Genomic DNA, 20,406 nt, shown 5'->3' with positions numbered 1-20,406 from the left:
CCACATTTGGACCGTATTTCAGATGCTAGATAACGAACTTCGCCACCATCGCGTTCAGATTCACCGCCAGCCGCGACAGCTCATGGCTGGCTGCGCTGGTCTGGTTGGCGCCCGCCGCCGATTGCGTCGCCAGGTCACGGATATTCACCAGGTTGCGGTCCACCTCGCGCGACACCTGGGCCTGCTCTTCGGACGCGCTGGCGATCACCAGGTTGCGCTCGTTGATCAGGCTGATCGACTGGGTGATCTGCTCCAGCGCCACCCCGGCGGCACGGGCCATTTCCAGGGTGCTTTGGGTGCGCTGGTTGTTCTGTTGCATCGATTGCACGGCTTCACCGGTGCCGTTCTGGATACCGGCGACCATTTTTTCGATTTCCTGGGTCGACTGGGCCGTACGATGGGCCAGTGCGCGCACTTCGTCGGCCACCACCGCAAAGCCACGCCCGGCTTCACCGGCGCGTGCTGCTTCAATGGCCGCGTTAAGCGCCAGCAGGTTGGTCTGCTCGGCAATCGCGCGGATCACGTCGAGGACCTTGCCGATGTCACGCCCTTGCGCGGCCAGCCCCTCGATCATGGCCGCTGTGTTTTGCACGTCCTGGGTCATGGTCTGGATCGCCCCGACCGTCTCCACGACCCGGTCGCGCCCTTCGCGTGCCGCCTGGCTGGACTGGCCGGACGCTTCGGAGGTGGACACCGCGTTGCGCGCCACCTCTTCCACGGCTGCGGTCATCTCATTGACCGCCGTGGCCGCCTGGTCGATTTCATTGTTTTGCTGTTGCAGGCCACGGGAAGCCTCCTCGGTCACCGCGCTCAGTTCTTCGGCAGCCGACGCAAGCTGCGTGGCCGACCCGGCTATGTGCTGGATGGTCTGGCGCAGGTGGGTTTGCATGCTCGCCAGGGCACCGAGCAAGCGCGCCGGTTCGTCCTTGCCGTCGTCTTCGATAGGGGTCGTCAGGTTGCCTGCGGCGATGCTTTCAGCCGCTTGCACGGCCTTGCGTAACGGCGTGACGATGCTGCGGGTCAGCAGCCAGGCCAGCAACACGGTCAGCAGCGCAGCGGCGACCGACACCACGATGACGCCGGTAATGGCGGCTTCGTAACTGTGTTCGGCCTGGGTATCGGCGGCCTTGGCGCCAGCGGCGTTGAGGGCGATCAGTTTGTTCAACTGCTCGCCCATCTGGTCGGTGCCGTCCTTGATACGGCTGTTGATCAAGGCGCGCATTTCATCGACCTTGCCTTGCTTGGACAAGGCAATCATGTCGGCCTGGGCCTTGATGTAGTTGTCCAGGGTCGTGGCGAATGCCTTATACAACACCGCCTCCTCGGCACCAGCCGGCAACGCGGCGTAATGGGTCTGCGCGACCCTGACCTTGTCGACCAGCACACCGATGCGGGTTTCGGCTTCCTGCAGGGCAACCGGCTCACGGTTGACCAGCACGCGAAAGGACAGGATGCGCATGCGCAACACGTTTTCCGTCATATGCCCCAGGTAGGTCACGCTGGGCAGCTGATTGGTGCTCATATCCAACGAAGCCTGGCGCATCAGGGTCATGCGGTTGACTGCAAACACCCCCAGGATGACCACCAGGACAGCGATGAAGGCAAACCCGAGAAATGCACGAGGGGCAATATTCAGATGGCGGAGGGACATAAGGGGGGCTCTCAGAAGTGATGTTTACCAGCGTCCTGCGCGAATCGATCCGTCAACGCCAACGCGCTGCCCAGACCTTGGCCGCCCCTTTTAGAATGGATAGGTGGGCCTGTACGGGGTATCGGCTGACAGGTAAGTTTTATGCAGGGCGCTCTATAAATAATTTATTACACTTCTGACGACTGGACGTTTCTGGCATCCTGCGCCTCCCTTTTCCGACCCGAGCCCTCATTTTGTCTGACGCTCAAGCCCCCCGCCCACGCTATAAATCCGATCTGATCTACGGCCTGGAAGATCGTCCGCACTTCACTGCGGCGATATTTGCCGCCTTGCAGCATGTGCTGGCGAGCTTCGTCGGTATCATCACCCCGACCCTGATCGTCGGTGGCGTGCTGGGCCTGGAAAGCGAAGTGCCGTACCTGGTGAGCATGGCGCTGTTCGTCTCGGGGCTCGGCACCTTCGTGCAGGCGCGCACGTTCGGCCCCATCGGCTCGGGCCTGTTATGCCTGCAGGGCACCAGCTTTTCCTTCATCAGCGTGATCCTGAGCGCCGGGTTCATGGTCAAGGCTCGCGGCGGCGGCACTGATGAGATTCTTTCGACGATCTTCGGCATCTGTTTTTTCGCAGCGTTTATCGAAGTGGTGCTCAGCCAGTTCATCGGCAAGCTGCGCAAGCTGATTACCCCGGTGGTCACCGGCACCATCATTACCTTGATGGGGTTGTCGTTGATCAAGGTCGCGGTGACCGACATGGCCGGCGGTTTCGGCGCCAGCGATCTCGGCGCGGCGAGCAATATGGGCCTGGCGGCGCTGGTGCTGCTGACCATCGTGGTGCTCAACCGCTTCGACAACCCGTTCCTGCGCCTGGGTTCGATCGTGATCGGCCTGACCCTGGGTTTTGTCGTGGCCTGGTGGCTGGGCCGTGTCGACATGGCCGCCCTGCCCCAGGTGCCGCTGATCAGCGTGCCGGTGCCGTTCAAGTACGGCTTCTCGTTCGACTGGGTGGCGTTTATCCCGGTGGCGGTGATTTTCCTGATTTCGCCCCTGGAAGCCGCCGGTGACCTGACCGCCAACTCGATGATTTCCCAGCAGCCAGTCAAGGGCCCGCTGTACATCAAGCGCATCAAGTCCGGCCTGCTCGCCGACGGCCTCAACTCGGCGATGGCGGCCACCTTCAACAGCCTGCCCATGGTGACGTTCGCCCAGAACAACGGCGTGATCCAACTGACCGGCGTGGCCAGCCGCTACGTGGCCTACTTCATCGCCGGCCTGCTGGTGCTGCTGGGGCTGTTCCCGATGATCGGCGCCGTGCTGCAGCTGATGCCCAAGCCGGTGCTGGGCGGCGCGACCCTGATCATGTTCGGCACCGTGGCCGTGGCCGGCATCAAGATCCTCGCCGAAGCCGGGCTGCATCGGCGCAACGTACTCATTGTGGCGATTTCCCTGGGCATGGGCCTGGGTGTGGCGGCCGTGCCCGAAGTGCTGCGCGACTTGCCCAAGGCGCTGCATAACATCTTCGAGTCGCCGATCACCGTGGGGGCGTTCTGTGCCATCCTGCTGAACATTTTCCTGCCCGAAGAGTTCATAGAGCTGGAAGAAGATGAATTCGATCCGGAGTCCTCTACCCTCAAGGTCATGCAGGACCCGGACGTTACGAAACAGTAGGAGCACGTTCAGATGCGCAAGCTCATGGTTGTATCGCTGTTGTTGCTGACGTTGAGCGCCTGCGCGCTGTTCCCCAATCGCGATCCGGTCAACATCAACGTGGTCGGCATCGAACCGCTGCAAAGCCAGGACCTGGAAGTGCGCTTCGCCGTCAAGCTGCGGGTGCAGAACCCCAATGAAACGGCGATCGACTACAACGGCGTGGCCCTCGACCTGGAGGTCAATGGCCGGCCGCTGGCGTCCGGGGTGAGTGACCAGGCGGGCAGCATCCCGCGTTTCTCCGAGACGGTGCTGATGGTGCCGCTGAGTGTTTCGGCATTTTCCGTGTTGCGCCAGACCCTGGGCCTGAGTCAGACCCAGAGTTTGAATAACCTGCCGTATGTGCTGCGCGGCAAGCTGGCGGGTGGGTTGTTCGGGACGATGCGCTTTGTCGAGCGCGGCACACTGGATTTGCCCAACACCGCCACCTGGTGACCCTCATGCAACCGACGCTGTTGACCGAACGCCTGATCCTGCGCCCGCTGGTCCTGGACGATGCCGAGGCAATCCAGCAACAATTTGCCCATTGGGAAGTGGTGCGCTATCTCAATGCCATGGTGCCCTGGCCCTACCCGGCCGATGGCGCGCGCCGCTATCTTGAGGAACTTGCCCTGCCCGCCATGGCCCGCGGCGAGGAGTGGCACTGGTCGATTTGTCTTAAAAGTGCGCCTGAACAGTTGATCGGCAATATCAACCTCACGGACGAGCAGGATGACAACCGCGGCTTCTGGCTGGGCCCGCAGTGGCAGGGGCAAGGGTTTATGTCCGAAGCCAGTGCCGCCGTGACCGACTATTGGTTCGGCGTGCTTGAGCGCCCGCTGCTGCGCGCGCCCAAGGCGGCACCAAACCTGGGGTCGCGGCGGATTTCCGAGCGTACGGGCATGCGTTTGATCAGCACGGACGAGGGCGAATTTGTCGCGGGCACGCTCCCACGAGAGATCTGGGAAATGACCCGCGAAGAGTGGCTGAAATCCCAATCCCCCACACCCTGAAGATCNGAAGATCAAATGTGGGAGGGGGCTTGCCCCCGATTACGGTGGGTCAGCTGGAAATCCACTGGCTGACACACTGCCATCGGGGGCAAGCCCCCTCCCACATGTTTATCCGCGTTTAGTCAGTGATAGAGCGCACGCCCGGCTTGGCGCGCTCATCCACCGTCAACTCGAACATATCCGGCCTGGCGTAGTGCCCCACTACGTCATAGTCATAGCGGCGGCCCGGCAAGGATGTCGCCCATCGGCCCGACGAGCATGGCTGAAATCCCAATCCCCCACACCCTGAAGATCAAATGTGGGAGGGGGCTTGCCCCCGATTACGGTGGGTCAGCTGGAAATACACTGGCTGACACACTGCCATCGGGGGCAAGCCCCCTCCCACATTTTTAACCGCGTTTAGTCAGTGATAGAGCGCACGCCCGGCTTGGCGCGCTCATCCACCGTCAACTCGAAAATATCCGGCCTGGCGTAGTGCCCCACTACGTCATAGTCATAGCGTGCCCGCACCAATTCATCGGTATCGATCCGCGCCGTCAACAGCCCCGCTTCACCCACCAGCGGCCCGGCAAGAATGTCGCCCATCGGCCCGACGATCACGCTGCCACCGGCAATCAACGCGCGATCCGCCGGCCAGTTGGCCACGTCAACGCCCAACGCCTCGGGCGATGGCTGTACCTGGCAGGCGCTTACGACAAAGCAACGCCCTTCATGGGCCACGTGGCGCATGCTCACCTGCCACATCTCGCGTTCATCCACGGTGGGTGCGCACCACACTTGCACGCCCTTGGCATACATGGCCGTGCGCAGCAGCGGCATCATGTTTTCCCAGCACACCGCGCCGCCAATGCGCCCGACTGCCGCATCGATCACCGGCAGTGTCGAGCCATCGCCCTTGCCCCAGATCAGCCGCTCGGTGCCGGTGGGCATCAGCTTGCGGTGCTTGGCCACCAGACCGCCAGACGGCTCGAAATACAGCACGGTGCAATACAAGGTGCTGCCACTGCGCTCGATCACGCCGAGCACCAGGCTGGCACCCGTACGCGCCGATAACCCGGCCAGCGCCTCGGTTTCCACACCCGGCACATCAATGGCATTGGCAAAATACCGTGCAAAAGCTTCACGGCCCTCGGGCAGGCGGTAACCCAGTTGCGTGCCAAATCCTTCGCCTTTGGGATACCCGCCCAGCAACGCCTCGGGCATCACCACCAGTTGCGCGCCGCTGCGCTGAATCTGCGCTTCATAGCTCAGTATGTGTTCGAGGGTCTGGGCCTTGCCGCCCGGCAGCGAGCCAATTTGTAAAGCAGCCACGATAGAAACAGGCATCACAATCACTCCAAGTCGGTGGGGGTTGCCCATTCTCCGGCCAAGCCTGATCATGAATAAAGCCCACCCCAGTGCTAAATGATATGAGTCAGATAAATATCGCAGACGTCGACCTGAACCTGCTCAAGACCTTTGAAGCCTTGCATGACGAGTCCAGCGCCAGCCGCGCAGCGCTGCGCCTGGGGGTCACCCAATCGGCAATCAGCGCCGGTCTGCGGCGTTTGCGCGAGGTGTACGGCGATCAGTTATTTGTGCGCACAGGCCGTGGACTGGCGCCGACGACACGCGCCAATCAGTTGAAACCGGTGATCAGCGAAGCGTTGGACCGCTGCCGGCAAAGCCTGGCAATGGTCAACCCGCAGAGCCCGACCTATCAGGGCCGCTGCGTGGTGCTGGGGCTGTCGGACGACTTCGAGATTGCCTACGGCCGGCGACTGATGGACAGCGTCGCACAGCGCCTGCCGAAACTGCGGGTAATATTCCGCCAGACCCACAGCCAGATTGTCGCCGACGCCCTGCTCGACCGCAGCCTGGACCTGGCCATCACCGCCGGTGGTTTTGCCGAGCGGCGCCTGAGCCGGCAAGTGCTCGGCGAAGGTGACTACCGCTGCCTGGTGGACCCGGACAGCCTGGCGCCCGGCCAGCAACAGATCGACCTGACGGAGTTCGTCGCGCGTGAGCACGTGCTGGTGTCGTCGGGCGGGTTTATCGGCATTACCGATGAGGGCTTGGCGGCGCACGGCTTGAGCCGCCAGGTGTGTGCGTCCACCAGCCACTTTGCCGCGCTGGCGTTTCTGCTCAAGGGCAGCATGGCGGTGGCGACGATTCCCGGGCATGCGGCCGAGGCCATCGCCCGCCTGACCGGCTTGCGCGTCTTGCACTGCCCGCTGGCGTTACCGCGCTACCCGGTGGAGCTGGGCTGGCGCACCCAGGCCCAGCTTGACCCGTTGTTGTTGAACGTGCGTGAGGCGATCGAGGCGTGCTTTATTTAGCCGCCGCCATCAGCTTGTTGACCTCACTGCGCACCATGTTGGAAAACTCCGGCGGCGACATGCCGTCAAGTTCCGCGCGCACCCATTCGGCCCATTTGCCCTTGCGCTTGGCGCGCTCACCGAACAACCGTGCGGCTTCGCCTTTGGCCTTGCCCAGGTTGGTTTGCCACAGGTCGTAGAGGCGCGACTTTTCATCTTCCAGCTCGGCGCGTTCGGCGAGGGTCTTGTTGGCGAGATTGAAGCTCATGTTGAGTTACCTGCTGCACAAATAAAGGACATCTTACACTGAAGGTCCAAAGGACCCGATTTGGATTTTGCCGCAAATGGGCGGCCAGCAAAATAACTGCAACTTTTGCCGGCGCCCGATACTCCATTGTTCACTGTCACATTCACTTGCAAGGAGTCACACATGGCCCGCAAAACCGCCGCCCAATCCGTCGAAGATCAAATCAAGGATCAAGCCTTCAGCGAACTGACCGCGCTGATCGAAGAATCCGACAAATTGCTCAAAAGCAGCGCATCCCTGGTGGGCGAGGAAGGTGAAACCCTGCGCGAGCAGGTCGCTATCAAGCTCAAACAAGCCCTGGACTCGTTATCCAGCGTGCGCGAACGCAGCAAGCCAGTCGTAGATGCCACTGAAACCTACATCGGTGGCCACCCGTGGCAGACCGTGGCGATTTCCGCCGGTTTTGGCCTGGTGGTCGGCCTGTTGCTGGGTCGCCGCAACTGATCGATGGCGTGGCAGCGGTCCACCGCTGCCACGCGTTTTTTTAACCCGCCAGTTCGCGCAACTGCTGCAACACTTGCACCTCTAGCACAATCCCCTCCTGCAATGACTTCACCCGGGTGCGATGCCGTCGATCCCCCGGCAACCGCCTCAGCCCCGCCGCATGCATCTGTCGCACCAGTTCCTGGCTGCGCTCAGCGAAGCCCTGCCCGGCGGTCTTGGCCGGGTCGATCACGATCAGCAACTGGCCGGTCCAGGGTGTGCGGGCACCTGGATGGTTGGACCAATCGAATTCGAAGGAAAAATTGCCGCCGGTCAGGGCCGCCGCCAACAGTTCGACCATCATCGATAATGCCGAGCCCTTGTGCCCGCCGAACGGCAGCAACGCGCCGCCTTCCAGGATGGCCTTTGGGTCCTGGGTCGGCTGGCCCAGGCTGTCGACGCCAGTGCCCAGGGGCAGGCGCTCGCCTTTGCGCGCGGCAATCTGTACATCACCATGGGCGATGGCGCTGGTGGCCAGGTCAAACACAATCGGTGGCCCATCGGCGCGGGGCGCAGCAAAGGCAATCGGGTTGGTGCCGAACAGCGGCCGGTCCGCGCCGTGGGGCACCACGCAGGTCATACTGTTGACCACGCTCAGCGCCACCAGGCCCTCCTCGGCGAAGGGCTCCACATCCGGCCACAACGCGGCGAAATGGTGGGAGTTGCGAATCGCCAGCAAGGCGATCCCGGCACTGCGGGCCTTCTCCACCAACAGGCTGCGCGCCGCCGCCAGGGCCGGTTGGGCAAAGCCGTTATTGGCGTCGACGCGAACAAATCCGCCAGCGACATCCTCGACCAGCGGCACCGCCTTGCCGCTGACCCAGCCACTGTCGAGGGTTGAAACATACCCGGGAATACGGAACACGCCGTGGCTATGGGCACCATCGCGTTCGGCGCTGGCGCAATTGTGCGCGAGCACGCCGGCCACTTCGGGCGACGTGCCATGCCGGATAAACACCTGTTGCAGCAATGCCACCAGTTCGGTGAACGGAATCGAGGATGAGGCAGTGGCAACTGTCGGAGACTGCGCAGACATTTGAAGCTCCGTTTTTATGATTGGAGGGGGCAACGAATGAAGATCCAGACCTTCGATTAAACACCACGCCCGGCGCCTGCTGTCAACTTGCGCAGGGGCTGATTATCTACCCCTGCTCACCGCTGACACGTACTTAGCCTGTCATTCCCTGCATACAATGGAGACAGACTATGGTCAGCGTGACCCCGCCGTATTTTTTCGACGAATTCCTGCTGCCAGTCAGTAGAAAAACACCGAGCGCGCGCGAGCGCCTGTTAGGGCTCTCCGTCAAGGACCTGGAATGGCTCAATACACTGTATTACGCCTCCCACTCCGCCCGGCAGAACCCGCAACTGCACACTTACCCGATGTGCGTCGAAAAGCTGCTGATCAACGTTGCAGGGCAACCGGCGATGCCACTCGCCGGCGCTTTCGTGATGAGCCCCAGCCCGGACGGTGGCAAGGCCCTGTTGTACACTCCGTATGGCGGCATCCAGGTCGCTGACGATCATGCCAGGCTACTCACCGAAGTCGGCAAGCAGTTGGCGGACCCGTTACAGCGCGTCGAGCTACTGAGCTTCCAGTCGATTGCGCAGCGCAATGCGTTACCCCTGGGCACCGCCATCATACTCACCACCCAGATCGTCGAGGGCCCCGTACAAGAGGACCAGGAACAGACGCTCCAGGCCTGCCAACAGGCCAACGTACTGGCGATGCTGGAGCAACTGCAAAAGGCGCCTACCTTACCCAACATGCTCGACACACTGCTGGGCATCATGGCCCGCACTGACTTCCTTGGCCTGGACCAACGAGACACCCGGGTGAACTGTTTCATTCAAGACCCGGTAAGCGGTCAACGACGTTGGGTCGCTTCGCTGCCATTAAGCGAAGCGCTCCTGCAGTTCTACGTGAAACATGCCTGGCCCAAGGAGCAAACCCGCGAGTTCGTCAACCCCAAACATGACACGACCGCTTTCACCCCGGCCCAGCTTGAACAAGACAGCCAGCGCTGGGAAATGCTGATCCAACAAATCTCCAACATACTTTCAAGGCTGCTGGACAGCCTGCTGCAGACATACTGGAATGAGGATATAAACAACGGCACCTCACGCCTGAATCTTTTCGCGCAGATCATGGCGGATAAGTTTCGCGTCGATATCCTGCTCAAGCGCCAGCAAAAAATCCTCAGCGCCGGCGAAAGCCATATGCTTCAGGCCATGTTCCTCAGTGACCAGACCGCTCGCCGCACTTACGCCAGCCACCTGAGTGTGGAAAAAGTGCGCGTGTACGCGCCGTACCAACATTACGTGGAGCTGGCCGGCACGTTGGCAATCAGCGAGACACACGCTTACCTTTACACGCAATCGCGTGGATTGCAGGTACTCGAAGACCTGGATGATCTGAAAGATACCTTATTGAGCATGCTCAAGAGCGCGGGACACGAAGATGAGCTGCTCAACTTTCTGTCCTTGGATGAGCGCAACACGTTTATCGGTCTCGACCAGATAAACATCGCTGTCCAGCCTGCCACGGCCGGGATTTTTACCAGCTTGGTCGAAGACATTGCGCTCAAGCAGACCAGTAATATGAACCACGCACTGGCGCTTTATCGGCGCAACGACGGGCAAGTGGACCTGGCGGCGTTGCTTGACTACGCCCTGGACATACGCACGATGCTCGACCACCGCCTGGCGACACTCGACACCGGCGGACGCTGGACAGTGCACCCCGTTGCCAGCGGTAGCGGCCGTCCCTCTACGGTGAGGGCGGAACGCGCCAAGCTGCACCTTCAACGCCTGGAAGCCGCCGAGGACGCACTGGCCTCAGAACGCCAAAACCGTCCGACGTTACGCAGCATGGCCACGCTCGCCTTGAACGCTGAACTGCAAAAACAGCAACAGGACCTCAATGCCGATGAGGTGTTTATCAACACCTACGCCACCCAGGCACAAGAGCGTGAGGAACGCCCACCGGTGTCGTCCCTGAGCATGGTGGAACACTTCATCGAGCGCCTGAGCCGTGAGGCCACGCCGGTTGCCGCCTCTTCGCGAACGTGGTTCTACAGCAAGCCCAACCAAGGCGTCGCGCTCAAGTTGCACAGCATGACCCTGAAAACGTTCAACGGCATAATCGATCAAGTCATGCTGGTTTTCGCCAACCACTCGATGCGTGAGCTGCCACGTCTGTATCTGGCCAACACCCGCGACAAACACGCTCACTCGATGCTCAATGGGTTGCGTAGCGAGGCCGAACTACGACGGTTGAACACCACCATGACGCCAGGCAGCCAGCAGATCCTTGACGCCGTACTGCAGCCCGAAAGCCTTTCGCGGGTGACACGTTATGGCATCAACGGCTTTCTACCCGATGCTTATGGATTGACACTGGCCACGGGCACACCGGAGAACGTGCAGCCGCTTGCCAATACATTTCTACTGACAGAACGGGGTGGTATCGACCCACAGCGCTCGGGCCATGTCGTACTGTGGACGCCTCGACGTGGTTATGAGGCATTCCCTTCGATTCAAGCCCTGCGCACGGAGATGACACAGCGCCTGGCGCATCCGATCCAGCGCTTGAGCCTGCTGGAAAACCTGCCCGTCTCCCTGCGTGTGCCCCACCAGGTGTATCGACTGGGCCCCTTGCAACGCATTGACGACAACGTATTGAACAATCGCCTGCAAACCTACAGTGACTACGTTTTGGACGAGGTTGATCGCCTGCTTTCCATGAAGTTGCCCGCCAGGGCGCTGCAGGATCGCCTGGATACGGTATTGGAGCAGGCCGCGCCCACCAACCTTGCCCGGGCCATCGCTATAGCCAGGGCGACTATCAACCAGCAGGCCCTGCCCACCTGGTTGGGCATGGCGTTGGCCGAGGAGCAGATCCATCAGGTAGAACTGCTTGAGCAATACCACAACAGCGCCCCGGACGAAAAAGACTACCTGCAGGGGATAACGCCGATTCGCAAGCATACGAGCACCGCACTTCTGGCGTTGCTCCAGGTACGGTTCCCCGGCCAGAAACTCGACCCGGATGACGTGCTGATCCCCGCACACCAGGCCTTGGACATCCATGTCTACAGCTTGACCGATTTTGCCTTGCGTCACTGGCCAGACCTGAACGCCGAGAACATCCGCCCCCGCTCACGCACGGCCACGCCCCTGCCGGACACGCTGGATGCAAACGCGGTGATCCAAATGGTCCGGCAACTGGATTTGAAAACGCACTATCAAACGCTGTTGCAAAACATGCTCAACCCCCAGACGGAGGAAGGGCGAAAACGTCGGGACCTGTTCTGCCGGCAATTGCCCTGGCAAACGTTGCAATACGCCCATGAGCAAAAGCTGCAGGAACGACTTTCAGCACGAGCGTTGAATATGGTCCAACAGGTCTTCAACATGCCCGACGCCCTGGCGCGCGGGAAGCTCACCGGTGCGTCAGCCATTATTCGCTCCTTGGCATTGATTGCCACTGAAAGTGCCGCTTCCGTCAAGGCCCTGGGCATGTACCTGATAGGACCTGAAACCAGAAGCGCTGGCCCTTTGGTGCTGCACGCACCCTACAGCGAAAAACATGTATTCAAGGAATACGCGAACGAGCAAGCATTGCTCGATGAATTGGAGCGGCCGGGAGAACTTCAGGAGTGGACCTTGACGCACCTGGAGGCACCGCATCAGGCCACTTACCGTAACTTGCTGCAAAATAACCGACGCCCCTCCTCCGACATCCGCCTGGCCAAGGCCGCGATAAGCGGCAATGTCCTTCACGACCTGTTCACTGACAATACGCAGATCCTGCTCAAGATGCTTGCCGGCCAGTTTGAGCAAGGCGCCAAGCGGCTATGGGACAGAGCGGTCGACCTGCTGGGTGAGGGCATCCCCAACGCCGTGCAGTTCATGGCTGGAAAACTCGCCTATCCACTGGTGGTCTGGCGTAGCTACCAATTGTTCAAGCGCTCGGCCGAGGCGCTGCAGTTGCACAAATGGAAAGCAGCACTGAAGGACTTCATCTCGGGCGTGGCTCAAATGGCCGCGCTGGGCAGGGAACTTGAGGGCACCGACGCCTCGCCCCCTGCCGAAACTGCGGTAGCGCAGGCGGACCTGTCAGACCAGGCCCTGCCCACGGCCACCACGCTGACGACACTGAAAATCACCTCTGCCTCGCGTACTCGTCTGCAGCCGTTCGAAAATCACGATATCGCGTTGAAGGACCTGGAGCTGAGTACCTCAAGCCAGGTTTACACTGACAAAACCACCTTGAAAAACTATGTTCCGCTTGAAGGCAAAGTGTACTCGGTCAAGAAAACCGCAAAGCATTGGCGCCTGGCCCAGGGCTCCCAGGCAGGCCCTTACGTTGGCCGCAACGCCCAGGGCAAATGGGTATTGGACCTCAGCCGCCATCATCCACGTTTTGGCAAAACCCTATCGCGCATGAAGGTGCAAACCAGCGTAGAGAAATCGATCGACATTGAAGCGACAGGCATAAGGCAAATTGCCGCTCTGTCGAGCTGGCAAGCCCGCGTCATTGACGAGGCATTGAATGTCGCGACTTATTACGCCAACAACTGCCATCGCAACCTCGTCCGGTTCTCGGCAGCCCCGGCCCCTGATCACCGCGTAGGTGTCTTTTTGCACGAGATGTTCGGTGTACCTGACCTGTCTACTGACCAGGTGGACCGAATCAGGAGCGTCGTTCACGAGATCCTTGAAGAGCTGTGTGATTCAAGCCTGACCAGCCAAGACTCAAACCGTTTTGTCAGTGGTAGCACCGCTGGCAATGGTGAGGAGCAGTACGCGTTTATTATTCCCGCCGACCCGGGGCGCAAGTTGTACTTACTCGAACGTTTTTTTTATCCGCAAATGGGCGTTTACCATGGTCGCTTGCATTCGCCCTTCGACATTTCAGCCCACGCCCGGGCGTGCACTCTCATTCACGAATTGTCGCACTTGAAGCTCAGTACCGAAGACCTGGCGTACCTTGACAGCATGCGCCCATTCCCTGACCTGATTAATACCGCTCTGCGTGGCTCTGTAGCGCTCAAGACCGAACTTGAGGATGTGCGCAAGTTCGCCCTTTCCACGCTGACGCCCTCGGACATGTTGTTCAAGGTCTGGAACGACTATTCCGAGAAATGGGAAGACTACGGGGATGGCACATCCACTCAAGAGCTTGAGCAGAAAGTCCTCGACACCACGGGGGCCAAGACCCTCGACGATGCCCGCGTGATTTTCATGAGCAACGACGACAAGCGTATCGATACGATTCTGGCCAACGCCGACTCATTGACCTACCTGATCAGTGAACTCGGCCGCCTGTTGGATGCGGGGGCCTGAGCAGCCCCCGCAAGGCGTGTCAGTCTTTCTGGTCACGCAGCACATTACCGGAGGCGCCGTCGATTCGAGCTTCATAAACGACGCCGTCGGATTTGCGGCCTTTGACTTCCCAATAGCCATTGTCATCGGCTTCGGCGGCATAGACTTCGATATACCCCGCCTTGGTCTTCGCCACCTCAATGGCTTTTTCAATGGTGATCCAGCCCGCACCCGGCTTGTCTGCCAAGGCAGCGCCAGCACTCAGCAAGGCGGTGGTGGCACACAGGGCAGCTAAGGTTTTCTTCAACATGTTGGTACTCCATGGTTGACGACAGGTTAATTCCTGAATTTTTAGGCGCACTCAAACAAGAATAAGTTCCAATTGATGTGCAATCGCCATGATGCTGTTCTCGTCGCGGGCTTCAGAGAGTTAGAATGCGGGAAATCAGGATGAGTCAATGAGCGAAGAGTCCCTTTCAGAAGCCGAGTACGACGCCATTACCGACGCCGCCGCGCATTGGTGCATGCGCTTGCATGCCGAGGATTGCTCGGCCGCTGAGCGCCAGGCGTTTGAAAAATGGCACGACGCTCACCCGCTGCATGCGTTCGAATACGCGGCGATGCTGGAAGTCTGGGACGTGGCCGATCACCTGCCGCGCACCACGCCGGCGCCGGCCGTGTTGCCGTTCAAGCCGCGCAAGCGCTGGCGCACCTATGCGGTCGCCGCCGCCCTGTGCCTGGGTGCGTTGCCACTGGCCGCCTTGACCGGTTGGGAAGTCGGCTGGTTGCCCAGCGCCTATAAACACTACGAAGCAACCAACGGCTTGCGCAAGGTCACCCTTGCTGATGGCAGCCAGGTGGAATTGAACCTGGGCACCGAACTGGTCTATAGCGATTACAAGGACCGGCGTCAGGCCAGCTTGAAAAAGGGTGAAGCGTTTTTCAAGGTCGCCCATGACAGCGATCACCCCTTTATCGTGCAGGCTGGCGAGGGACAGGTGCGCGTGACGGGCACCCAGTTCAATGTCTGGACGTATGCGGACCAGGTGCGGGTGATGTTGCTTGAAGGCGCGGTGCAGATCGCCAGCGACTCAGTGCACGGCAGCGTACCGCTGACCCCAGGGATGCAGGCCAGTTACCAACGGGGCGACGCCACCCCACGCGTGGCGGCGATCAAAGCCGATGACACGGCCCTGGCATGGCGCACGGGCAAACTGGTGCTCGATAATCTGGCCCTGGCCGATGCGCTGCCGCTGATCAACCGCTACCTGGACAAACCCGCGATGCTGGCGGACGCAGGCACCGGGAGCATTCGCATTGGCGGTATTTATAACCTCAGTGAAGTCAACAACCTTATCCCTTCCCTGCCCAAGGTATTACCGGTCTACCTGACCCAGAATCAGGACGGCAACCCGGTACTCAATTCCATTCCGCGTAAAACGCCCAAGGGCTGAGCCTGCGCCTACCGCGTGATCTGTCCACTTTTGAAACACCCAACTGCCTTGAATTGCCCGGCGGGGACGGATTCATCGTTTTGTCATGGACACTGTTTCATCACTGATACAACTGACGCGCGCCTCCCGGTATACGGCGCAGGCCGAGGACTGTTTCAGGGTTGAAACACCGCAGCCGACGAATTCGTCGATGCAAACCATAACCTGCTGAATTTAAAGTAAAAACGAAAACCGGCACGCCTTCTGCTCTGTCCCTGACAACGCTGTTTAGGGTCAGCGTGAATCATAAGGACCGCCGCCGTGAACACACTCACTCATGCCTCGATAAACGCACTGCTGATCAGTTGCGTGCTCAGTGCCGGCGTCAGCCTGCCGAGCCAGGCGGGTGATGGCGTGATCGTGACAGGTCGCACCGTGCAAGGGCATATGTACGGGCGTACCTCGCTCCCCGACCCCTACCCCAACACGGCCAACGCCAACCCCAGCAAAGAAGTGATCAGCGCCATTTCCGGCGAACTCAGCGACCGGGACATCGGCGGCATCAGCAGCGGTTCAAGCCTGGCGCGCTCCGTGCAGCCCAACGGCAATCTGTCCGGCCTGGGCGCCACGCAAACCGGCATGTCGACCCTCGGTACCGGCGCTGCCGCGGGCCATGGCGCCGGCGCCGGTAGCGCAATGGGTGGGCAGATCAGCGATTCGATCCAGCGCGGCATGGCCCCCTTGAACAACCTCGGCGGCATGATGGGGGGCAAGTGATGAAGCGACTCCTGTTGATAGTCGGCCTGCTGGGCAGCGCATCGAGCCTGGCTGACAACACCGCCGTGATCGATAGCAGCGGCAAACAGTACGAAGGTGTTTTGTCGATCAACCAGGCAGCCGGCAATCAGCAACAAATGTCCAACAGCCGCGCCATTGTCCTCGGTGGCCAGGCCACCACCGTCAACATCCAGAAGCTCGACGGCAACGTCGACCCGTCCCTGAACGCCAAGGCGGCGATCCTGGGCGCCTCCTTTACCAACGGCAACGGCGTACTGGGCATCAACCAGTCGGCCGGAGCCAATAACCAATCGATCAATGCGGTGCGGATCAGCCTGAACCCTGGCCCGCAAAGCATCGATGACAGCGTCCTGTTGCAACAGAACACGACGACGCTGGCAACCGACTCAGGGTCCACCTCCACCACTGGCAGCCGCCAGGTCGTTACCAGCGACCAGGCCTTCACCGGCAGCCGAGGAGTGATTCAGGTGAACCAGAGTGCCGGGGTGGGGAACCGAGTGGCTAACACCCTGGGCATCACTATCAAGTAGCTGCTTGATAGACGTTCGTTCGGCCGTACCAACACTTAACCCAACTAATTAGAAGCAAGGAGAAACACCATGAAACCTCAAATGGCTCTCAAACCACTGGTTTTCGCGCTCGCCGCGCTCATGGCTGCCGCTGCTCAAGCGGGTAGCTGGCATCCAGCCCCTCAACCCACCGGCACGGTGGCCGCCGTGGTCACCGATGTACAAAAAAGCCAGCACAACAAATTCGAGGACAGCAACACCGAAAACAATGCCTCGGCCGACAACTCGGTCACCGGCAACAGCGGTAACGTGGGCGTCAACGTACAGTCGGGCTCCGGCAACCAGGCGGATAACGCAGGGGCCATCTCCAGTGCCAAAGGCGACTTTGCCAGCGTGTTCGCCGTGATCGATGTGGATCAAGCCAGCACCCATAACAACTTCGTCAACAAAGGCACGCAAAACAACGCGTCCCTGGACGGCTCCGTCAACGGCAACTCCGGCAACGTGGGTTACAACGGCCAGGCCGGTCAAGGCAACGAAGGTAAAAACAACCTGGCAATCACCACCGCTGACGGCAAGAACATCGCCGCCGCCTCCAACACCGAGCAGAACTCGCTCAACAACAGCTACCTCAATACCGCCGTCAGCAGCCATGGCTACGGCAAGCCTCAATACGTGTCCAACAACGCAAGCCTGGACAACTCGGTTAACCGCAACTCCGGCAACGTGGGTGTAAACTTGCAATCCGGCGCGGGCAACCAGGGCAGCAACAGCCTGTCGATCGGCCAAGGTTGCAGCGTTTGCAGCAGCGGCGTGCGCTTCTGATCCAACGGGGCCTTGGCAACAAGGCCCTTTTTTATTCCAGTGTCCAACAGGTCAGTCGATCATGCGCCTTGCGGCCCTCACCCTCCTGATGTTGCTCACCGGTCCCGCCTGGGCAGGCACCATGGCGATCTCCGCCATGCCCGGCGGTGCGGTGATTTTCAAGAAGGTCGAGAGCATCCGTGAACGCCGGTTCGCCAACCTGGTGGAACAGAAAACCGATTTCAGCTGCGGTGCTGCGGCACTTGCCACCATCCTGCGCCAGGCCTATTGGCTGGACGTCGATGAAGATCACATCATCAAAGGCATGCTGGTCAATGCCGACCAGGACCTGGTGCGTACCCAGGGTTTTTCCATGCTGGACATGAAGCGCTACCTCGAAAGCATCGGCATGCGCGCCCGGGGCTACAAGATCGCCCCGGACACCCTGGTCACCGTGAAAATCCCGGTGGTGGTGCTGCTGGAGATCCGTGGCTACAAGCACTTCGTGGTGATGCAGCGGGCCGACAAGGACTGGGTGTATGTCGGCGACCCGGTGCTGGGGCATAAGCGCTATGCGCGGGATGACTTCGTCAAGGGATGGAATGGGATCGTGTTCGCCGTATTGGGTGAAGGCTACGACAAGACCAATGTTCTGCTCGACCCGCCTGCCCCGCTGACCGCCAAGAACCAGTTGAACGAGTTCCGGCCCGTGGGCGACGCCGAGCTGATGGATTTCGGTTTTATCCAGAGCGACTTCTTCTAGAAGCGCAATAAGGGGCAGGACGCTCCAGGAGCAAAAGATGAACACTTCCCGTTGGCTGACGGTTTTGTGTCTGGCAGCCTCGATGCCCGCTTATGCTTCGTCGGGCTTCAAACCGATCGAACTCAATGATGCGCAAATGGCCGAGCTGCGCGGCCGGTATGTGATGCCGGGGCGCATCATCAGCTTCGGCATTGTCATGAGCAGCACCTGGACCAATGCGGTCGGCGACAGCATTACCGCCAAGGCCAGCATGCAGTTGGACAAGACCACCATTACCCCGCAATTCTACGTGCAAACCACCGGTGCGGCGGGTTCCGGAACGCCCTCTGCCGGCAGCGGTAACGTGATCGGCGGTGCCGGCCTGACCAGCGGCCAGGGCGTGACTCAAAGCGTGCGCGCCGCCGGGGATGGCAACACCGCCTACAACCAGGTAGGCATCAACGTCACCCAGGACGGCTTTGCCCCTGCCAACGCTGTGCAGTCCGGGCAGGTATTGGTGGCCGGTGGCACCGTCACCGGCGAGAGCAAGGCAGGTCATGTCAGCGTATCGGCCAACAATGGCGGCCTGCAAATGGCGATCCAGGCCAACCACAACCAGGGCAACAGCCTGCAGCAGATCGGCGGCGGGAATGTGCTGCAAGGGACAGTTTTGAAGGGCGATACCAACTTCGTCAGCAACATGACTCAACTCAACGTGGTGATGAACAATAACGGTTTGAACAACGGCGCATTGAACTGCAATCTGGACCAGCTCAAAGGCCTACGCACGCTCGGTTATTGAACTACGCTGACCCTCGACACTTACGCATTGGAAAAGGACGGCTTATTTCATGCATCGATCGTTATCGCTCCGCGCGGTGATCTGTTTAAGTACGCTCTTGCCTGCATCCGTGCTGTATGCCGCGCCAGACGCCGATATCGAAACGCTGAAGAAGGAACTCCTGGAACTCAAGCAACGCTACGACGTGCAGCAAAAGGCCCTGGCCGTGCTGGAACAACGTGTACGCCAGGTGGAAGATCAACCGGCCACGCCGGCACCCAGGCGCCTGGCCAAATCCCCTGCCGACTTCAAGCAAGGCGGTACGACCGTCGCAGGTACCGGCGCGGCAGCAGCGTCAGGTGGCGCGGGCGGCGGCGGCAGCTCCTACGGCCAGTCGCTCAAGGACGATTCGGCCCCTGCGCAAAGTGTGAGCAACCTGTACAACGAAGCCAGTGGCTTCTTCGGCAATGGCAAGTTCAGCGTCGAGACCGGCATCACCTATGCCCGTTATGACGCGCGCCAATTGACCCTCAATGGCTTCCTGGCGCTGGATTCGATCTTCCTTGGCAACATCAACCTGGACCGGATCAAATCCGACAGCTGGACCCTGGACCTGACCGGCCGCTACAACGTCGATAACCGTTGGCAGTTCGACCTCAACGTGCCGGTGGTCTACCGCGAGTCGACCTATCAGTCCGGCGGCGCCGGCAACGATGCCACGGCCACCTCGGAAGCTTCCGTGACCCGCGACCCTACCATCGGCGACGTCAACTTCGGCGTGGCGTACAAATTCCTCGATGAAACCCCTACCCTGCCGGATGCCGTGGTGTCGGTGCGGGTGAAGGCGCCTACGGGTAAAGAGCCGTTTGGCATCAAACTGGTCAAGCAACCCAACAACGACAACCTCTACCTGCCGGAAAGCCTGCCGACGGGCAACGGCGTATGGTCGGTCACACCGGGCATTTCCCTGGTCAAGACCTTCGACCCTGCGGTGTTGTTCGGCTCGCTGTCGTACACCCACAACTTCGAGGACTCGTTCGATGACATCAGCAGTGAGGTCAACCAGAAGGTGGGGGGCAAGGTGCGCCTGGGCGACAGCTTTCAGTTCGGTGTTGGCGTGGCCTTTGCCTTGAACGAAAAAATGAGCATGTCGTTTTCGGTGTCCGACCTGGTGCAGCGCAAAAGCAAGCTCAAGCCGGACGGCGGCGACTGGCAGTCGGTGGTCTCCAGCGATGCAAATGCGGGCTACTTCAACGTCGGCATGACGATTGCCGCCTCGGATAACCTGACCATCGTGCCGAACCTGGCGATCGGGATGACCGATGACGCCCCGGACTTCACGTTCAGCCTGAAATTCCCGTACTACTTCTGATCGAGAGGCAAACGCTTCCCGCGATGCGCAGCGAGTCGCTCTTGATCTTGATCTGGCTTTTGATCTTAGGCGCCCCGTTAAACCACGCTGGCCGAACGCAGGCTTGAATCCGTGGGTAACCCGGCAGGACGCCGGGTTAGCCGCCCCGCGCCATGGATGGCGCGTGGCGGCGGCCCACGGATTCAAGCCTGCGTTCGGGCACAC

18 protein-coding genes and 1 pseudogene are annotated in these 20,406 nt (G+C 60.4%); 13 read left to right on the top strand and 6 right to left on the bottom strand.

Going from position 1 to position 20,406, the window contains the following annotated elements; all coding sequences use genetic code 11:
* Positions 1-25: 25 nt before the first annotated feature.
* Positions 26-1,651 (bottom strand): methyl-accepting chemotaxis protein, encoded by a 1,626-nt coding sequence (locus tag PspCFBP13528_RS27165; protein ID WP_137201887.1) that lies wholly within the window; start codon positions 1,649-1,651, stop codon positions 26-28.
* A gap of 233 nt (positions 1,652-1,884) precedes the next feature.
* Between PspCFBP13528_RS27165 and PspCFBP13528_RS27160 the strand changes: the two genes are divergently transcribed.
* From PspCFBP13528_RS27160 to PspCFBP13528_RS27150, 3 genes are read left to right on the top strand one after another with little or no spacing between them, the layout of a single operon-like run.
* Complete coding sequence (locus PspCFBP13528_RS27160) at positions 1,885-3,315, top strand: nucleobase:cation symporter-2 family protein (RefSeq protein ID WP_065952530.1); 1,431 nt, start codon at positions 1,885-1,887, stop codon at positions 3,313-3,315.
* 12 nt (positions 3,316-3,327) lie between these two features.
* A complete protein-coding gene (locus PspCFBP13528_RS27155; RefSeq protein ID WP_065952529.1) occupies positions 3,328-3,789 on the top strand; it encodes an LEA type 2 family protein in 462 nt (153 codons plus the stop codon).
* A gap of 5 nt (positions 3,790-3,794) precedes the next feature.
* Positions 3,795-4,346, top strand: a complete 552-nt coding sequence (locus PspCFBP13528_RS27150) for a GNAT family N-acetyltransferase (RefSeq protein WP_065952528.1) — start codon at positions 3,795-3,797, stop codon at positions 4,344-4,346.
* Between the two features lie 118 nt (positions 4,347-4,464).
* Here PspCFBP13528_RS27150 and PspCFBP13528_RS27145 read toward each other — a convergent pair.
* Together PspCFBP13528_RS27145 and PspCFBP13528_RS27140 are read right to left on the bottom strand one after the other, a co-directional pair.
* Positions 4,465-4,609 (bottom strand): annotated as a pseudogene (locus PspCFBP13528_RS27145) (carbon-nitrogen hydrolase family protein); the annotation flags it as partial.
* A gap of 136 nt (positions 4,610-4,745) precedes the next feature.
* Complete coding sequence (locus tag PspCFBP13528_RS27140; RefSeq protein ID WP_065952527.1) at positions 4,746-5,672, bottom strand: carbon-nitrogen hydrolase family protein; 927 nt, start codon at positions 5,670-5,672, stop codon at positions 4,746-4,748.
* 83 nt (positions 5,673-5,755) lie between these two features.
* Between PspCFBP13528_RS27140 and PspCFBP13528_RS27135 the strand changes: the two genes are divergently transcribed.
* On the top strand, positions 5,756-6,664 hold the full coding sequence (locus PspCFBP13528_RS27135) for a LysR family transcriptional regulator (protein ID WP_178084459.1): 909 nt from the start codon (positions 5,756-5,758) through the stop codon (positions 6,662-6,664).
* Here PspCFBP13528_RS27135 and PspCFBP13528_RS27130 read toward each other — a convergent pair.
* Entirely contained in the window at positions 6,657-6,911 is a 255-nt protein-coding gene (locus PspCFBP13528_RS27130; RefSeq protein WP_003190904.1) for a hypothetical protein, read from the bottom strand. The genes PspCFBP13528_RS27135 and PspCFBP13528_RS27130 overlap by 8 nt on opposite strands.
* A gap of 162 nt (positions 6,912-7,073) precedes the next feature.
* Here PspCFBP13528_RS27130 and PspCFBP13528_RS27125 point away from each other — a divergent pair, with 162 nt between their 5' ends.
* Positions 7,074-7,394, top strand: a complete 321-nt coding sequence (locus tag PspCFBP13528_RS27125; RefSeq protein ID WP_065952526.1) for a DUF883 family protein — start codon at positions 7,074-7,076, stop codon at positions 7,392-7,394.
* 40 nt (positions 7,395-7,434) lie between these two features.
* On the opposite strand, the gene PspCFBP13528_RS27120 is transcribed toward PspCFBP13528_RS27125, so the two are convergent.
* Positions 7,435-8,469, bottom strand: coding sequence for an Ldh family oxidoreductase (locus PspCFBP13528_RS27120; protein ID WP_137201886.1), 1,035 nt, complete (start codon positions 8,467-8,469; stop codon positions 7,435-7,437).
* Positions 8,470-8,639: 170 nt separating this feature from the next.
* Here PspCFBP13528_RS27120 and PspCFBP13528_RS27115 point away from each other — a divergent pair, with 170 nt between their 5' ends.
* Positions 8,640-13,784 (top strand): DUF6543 domain-containing protein, encoded by a 5,145-nt coding sequence (locus PspCFBP13528_RS27115; protein WP_137201885.1) that lies wholly within the window; start codon positions 8,640-8,642, stop codon positions 13,782-13,784.
* A 19-nt stretch (positions 13,785-13,803) separates the two neighbouring features.
* On the opposite strand, the gene PspCFBP13528_RS27110 is transcribed toward PspCFBP13528_RS27115, so the two are convergent.
* Positions 13,804-14,073: a PepSY domain-containing protein gene (locus tag PspCFBP13528_RS27110; RefSeq protein WP_065952523.1), complete on the bottom strand. Its 270-nt coding sequence runs from the start codon at positions 14,071-14,073 to the stop codon at positions 13,804-13,806.
* A gap of 148 nt (positions 14,074-14,221) precedes the next feature.
* Between PspCFBP13528_RS27110 and PspCFBP13528_RS27105 the strand changes: the two genes are divergently transcribed.
* The 7 genes from PspCFBP13528_RS27105 (at position 14,222) to PspCFBP13528_RS27075 (ending at position 20,202) form a co-directional block, all read left to right on the top strand.
* On the top strand, positions 14,222-15,217 hold the full coding sequence (locus tag PspCFBP13528_RS27105) for a FecR family protein (protein WP_065952522.1): 996 nt from the start codon (positions 14,222-14,224) through the stop codon (positions 15,215-15,217).
* A 300-nt stretch (positions 15,218-15,517) separates the two neighbouring features.
* Positions 15,518-15,973, top strand: coding sequence for a hypothetical protein (locus PspCFBP13528_RS27100; protein ID WP_137201884.1), 456 nt, complete (start codon positions 15,518-15,520; stop codon positions 15,971-15,973).
* Complete coding sequence (locus PspCFBP13528_RS27095; RefSeq protein ID WP_065952520.1) at positions 15,973-16,524, top strand: adhesin; 552 nt, start codon at positions 15,973-15,975, stop codon at positions 16,522-16,524. Before PspCFBP13528_RS27100 ends, PspCFBP13528_RS27095 begins: the two co-directional genes overlap by 1 nt.
* A 69-nt stretch (positions 16,525-16,593) precedes the next feature.
* On the top strand, positions 16,594-17,328 hold the full coding sequence (locus tag PspCFBP13528_RS27090; protein ID WP_065952519.1) for a hypothetical protein: 735 nt from the start codon (positions 16,594-16,596) through the stop codon (positions 17,326-17,328).
* 61 nt (positions 17,329-17,389) lie between these two features.
* Entirely contained in the window at positions 17,390-18,070 is a 681-nt protein-coding gene (locus PspCFBP13528_RS27085; RefSeq protein ID WP_065952518.1) for a C39 family peptidase, read from the top strand.
* Positions 18,071-18,107: 37 nt separating this feature from the next.
* Positions 18,108-18,851 carry a hypothetical protein gene (locus PspCFBP13528_RS27080; protein WP_065952517.1) on the top strand — a complete coding sequence of 248 codons (744 nt, stop codon included), beginning with the start codon at positions 18,108-18,110 and terminating at the stop codon, positions 18,849-18,851.
* Positions 18,852-18,900: 49 nt separating this feature from the next.
* Positions 18,901-20,202, top strand: a complete 1,302-nt coding sequence (locus PspCFBP13528_RS27075; RefSeq protein ID WP_065952516.1) for a hypothetical protein — start codon at positions 18,901-18,903, stop codon at positions 20,200-20,202.
* Positions 20,203-20,406: the final 204 nt, after the last annotated feature.

It is taken from the genome of Pseudomonas sp. CFBP13528 (assembly GCF_005233615.1).
Taxonomy (GTDB): domain Bacteria; phylum Pseudomonadota; class Gammaproteobacteria; order Pseudomonadales; family Pseudomonadaceae; genus Aquipseudomonas; species Aquipseudomonas fluorescens_AM.
The sequence above is the reverse complement of the archived record's forward strand: the minus strand, read 5'-3'. Positions and strand labels throughout refer to the sequence as shown.

Excerpts from the sequence above, each read along its gene's own strand:
- PspCFBP13528_RS27165 (WP_137201887.1), bottom strand. The coding sequence starts at position 1,651 with ATGTCCCTCCGCCATCTGAATATTGCCCCTCGTGCATTTCTCGGGTTT.
- PspCFBP13528_RS27155 (WP_065952529.1), top strand. The coding sequence starts at position 3,328 with ATGCGCAAGCTCATGGTTGTATCGCTGTTGTTGCTGACGTTGAGCGCC.
- PspCFBP13528_RS27150 (WP_065952528.1), top strand. The coding sequence starts at position 3,795 with ATGCAACCGACGCTGTTGACCGAACGCCTGATCCTGCGCCCGCTGGTC.
- PspCFBP13528_RS27140 (WP_065952527.1), bottom strand. The coding sequence starts at position 5,672 with ATGCCTGTTTCTATCGTGGCTGCTTTACAAATTGGCTCGCTGCCGGGC.
- PspCFBP13528_RS27135 (WP_178084459.1), top strand. The coding sequence starts at position 5,756 with ATGAGTCAGATAAATATCGCAGACGTCGACCTGAACCTGCTCAAGACC.
- PspCFBP13528_RS27130 (WP_003190904.1), bottom strand. The coding sequence starts at position 6,911 with ATGAGCTTCAATCTCGCCAACAAGACCCTCGCCGAACGCGCCGAGCTG.
- PspCFBP13528_RS27125 (WP_065952526.1), top strand. The coding sequence starts at position 7,074 with ATGGCCCGCAAAACCGCCGCCCAATCCGTCGAAGATCAAATCAAGGAT.
- PspCFBP13528_RS27120 (WP_137201886.1), bottom strand. The coding sequence starts at position 8,469 with ATGTCTGCGCAGTCTCCGACAGTTGCCACTGCCTCATCCTCGATTCCG.
- PspCFBP13528_RS27115 (WP_137201885.1), top strand. The coding sequence starts at position 8,640 with ATGGTCAGCGTGACCCCGCCGTATTTTTTCGACGAATTCCTGCTGCCA.
- PspCFBP13528_RS27110 (WP_065952523.1), bottom strand. The coding sequence starts at position 14,073 with ATGTTGAAGAAAACCTTAGCTGCCCTGTGTGCCACCACCGCCTTGCTG.
- PspCFBP13528_RS27105 (WP_065952522.1), top strand. The coding sequence starts at position 14,222 with ATGAGCGAAGAGTCCCTTTCAGAAGCCGAGTACGACGCCATTACCGAC.
- PspCFBP13528_RS27095 (WP_065952520.1), top strand. The coding sequence starts at position 15,973 with ATGAAGCGACTCCTGTTGATAGTCGGCCTGCTGGGCAGCGCATCGAGC.
- PspCFBP13528_RS27090 (WP_065952519.1), top strand. The coding sequence starts at position 16,594 with ATGAAACCTCAAATGGCTCTCAAACCACTGGTTTTCGCGCTCGCCGCG.
- PspCFBP13528_RS27085 (WP_065952518.1), top strand. The coding sequence starts at position 17,390 with ATGCGCCTTGCGGCCCTCACCCTCCTGATGTTGCTCACCGGTCCCGCC.
- PspCFBP13528_RS27080 (WP_065952517.1), top strand. The coding sequence starts at position 18,108 with ATGAACACTTCCCGTTGGCTGACGGTTTTGTGTCTGGCAGCCTCGATG.
- PspCFBP13528_RS27075 (WP_065952516.1), top strand. The coding sequence starts at position 18,901 with ATGCATCGATCGTTATCGCTCCGCGCGGTGATCTGTTTAAGTACGCTC.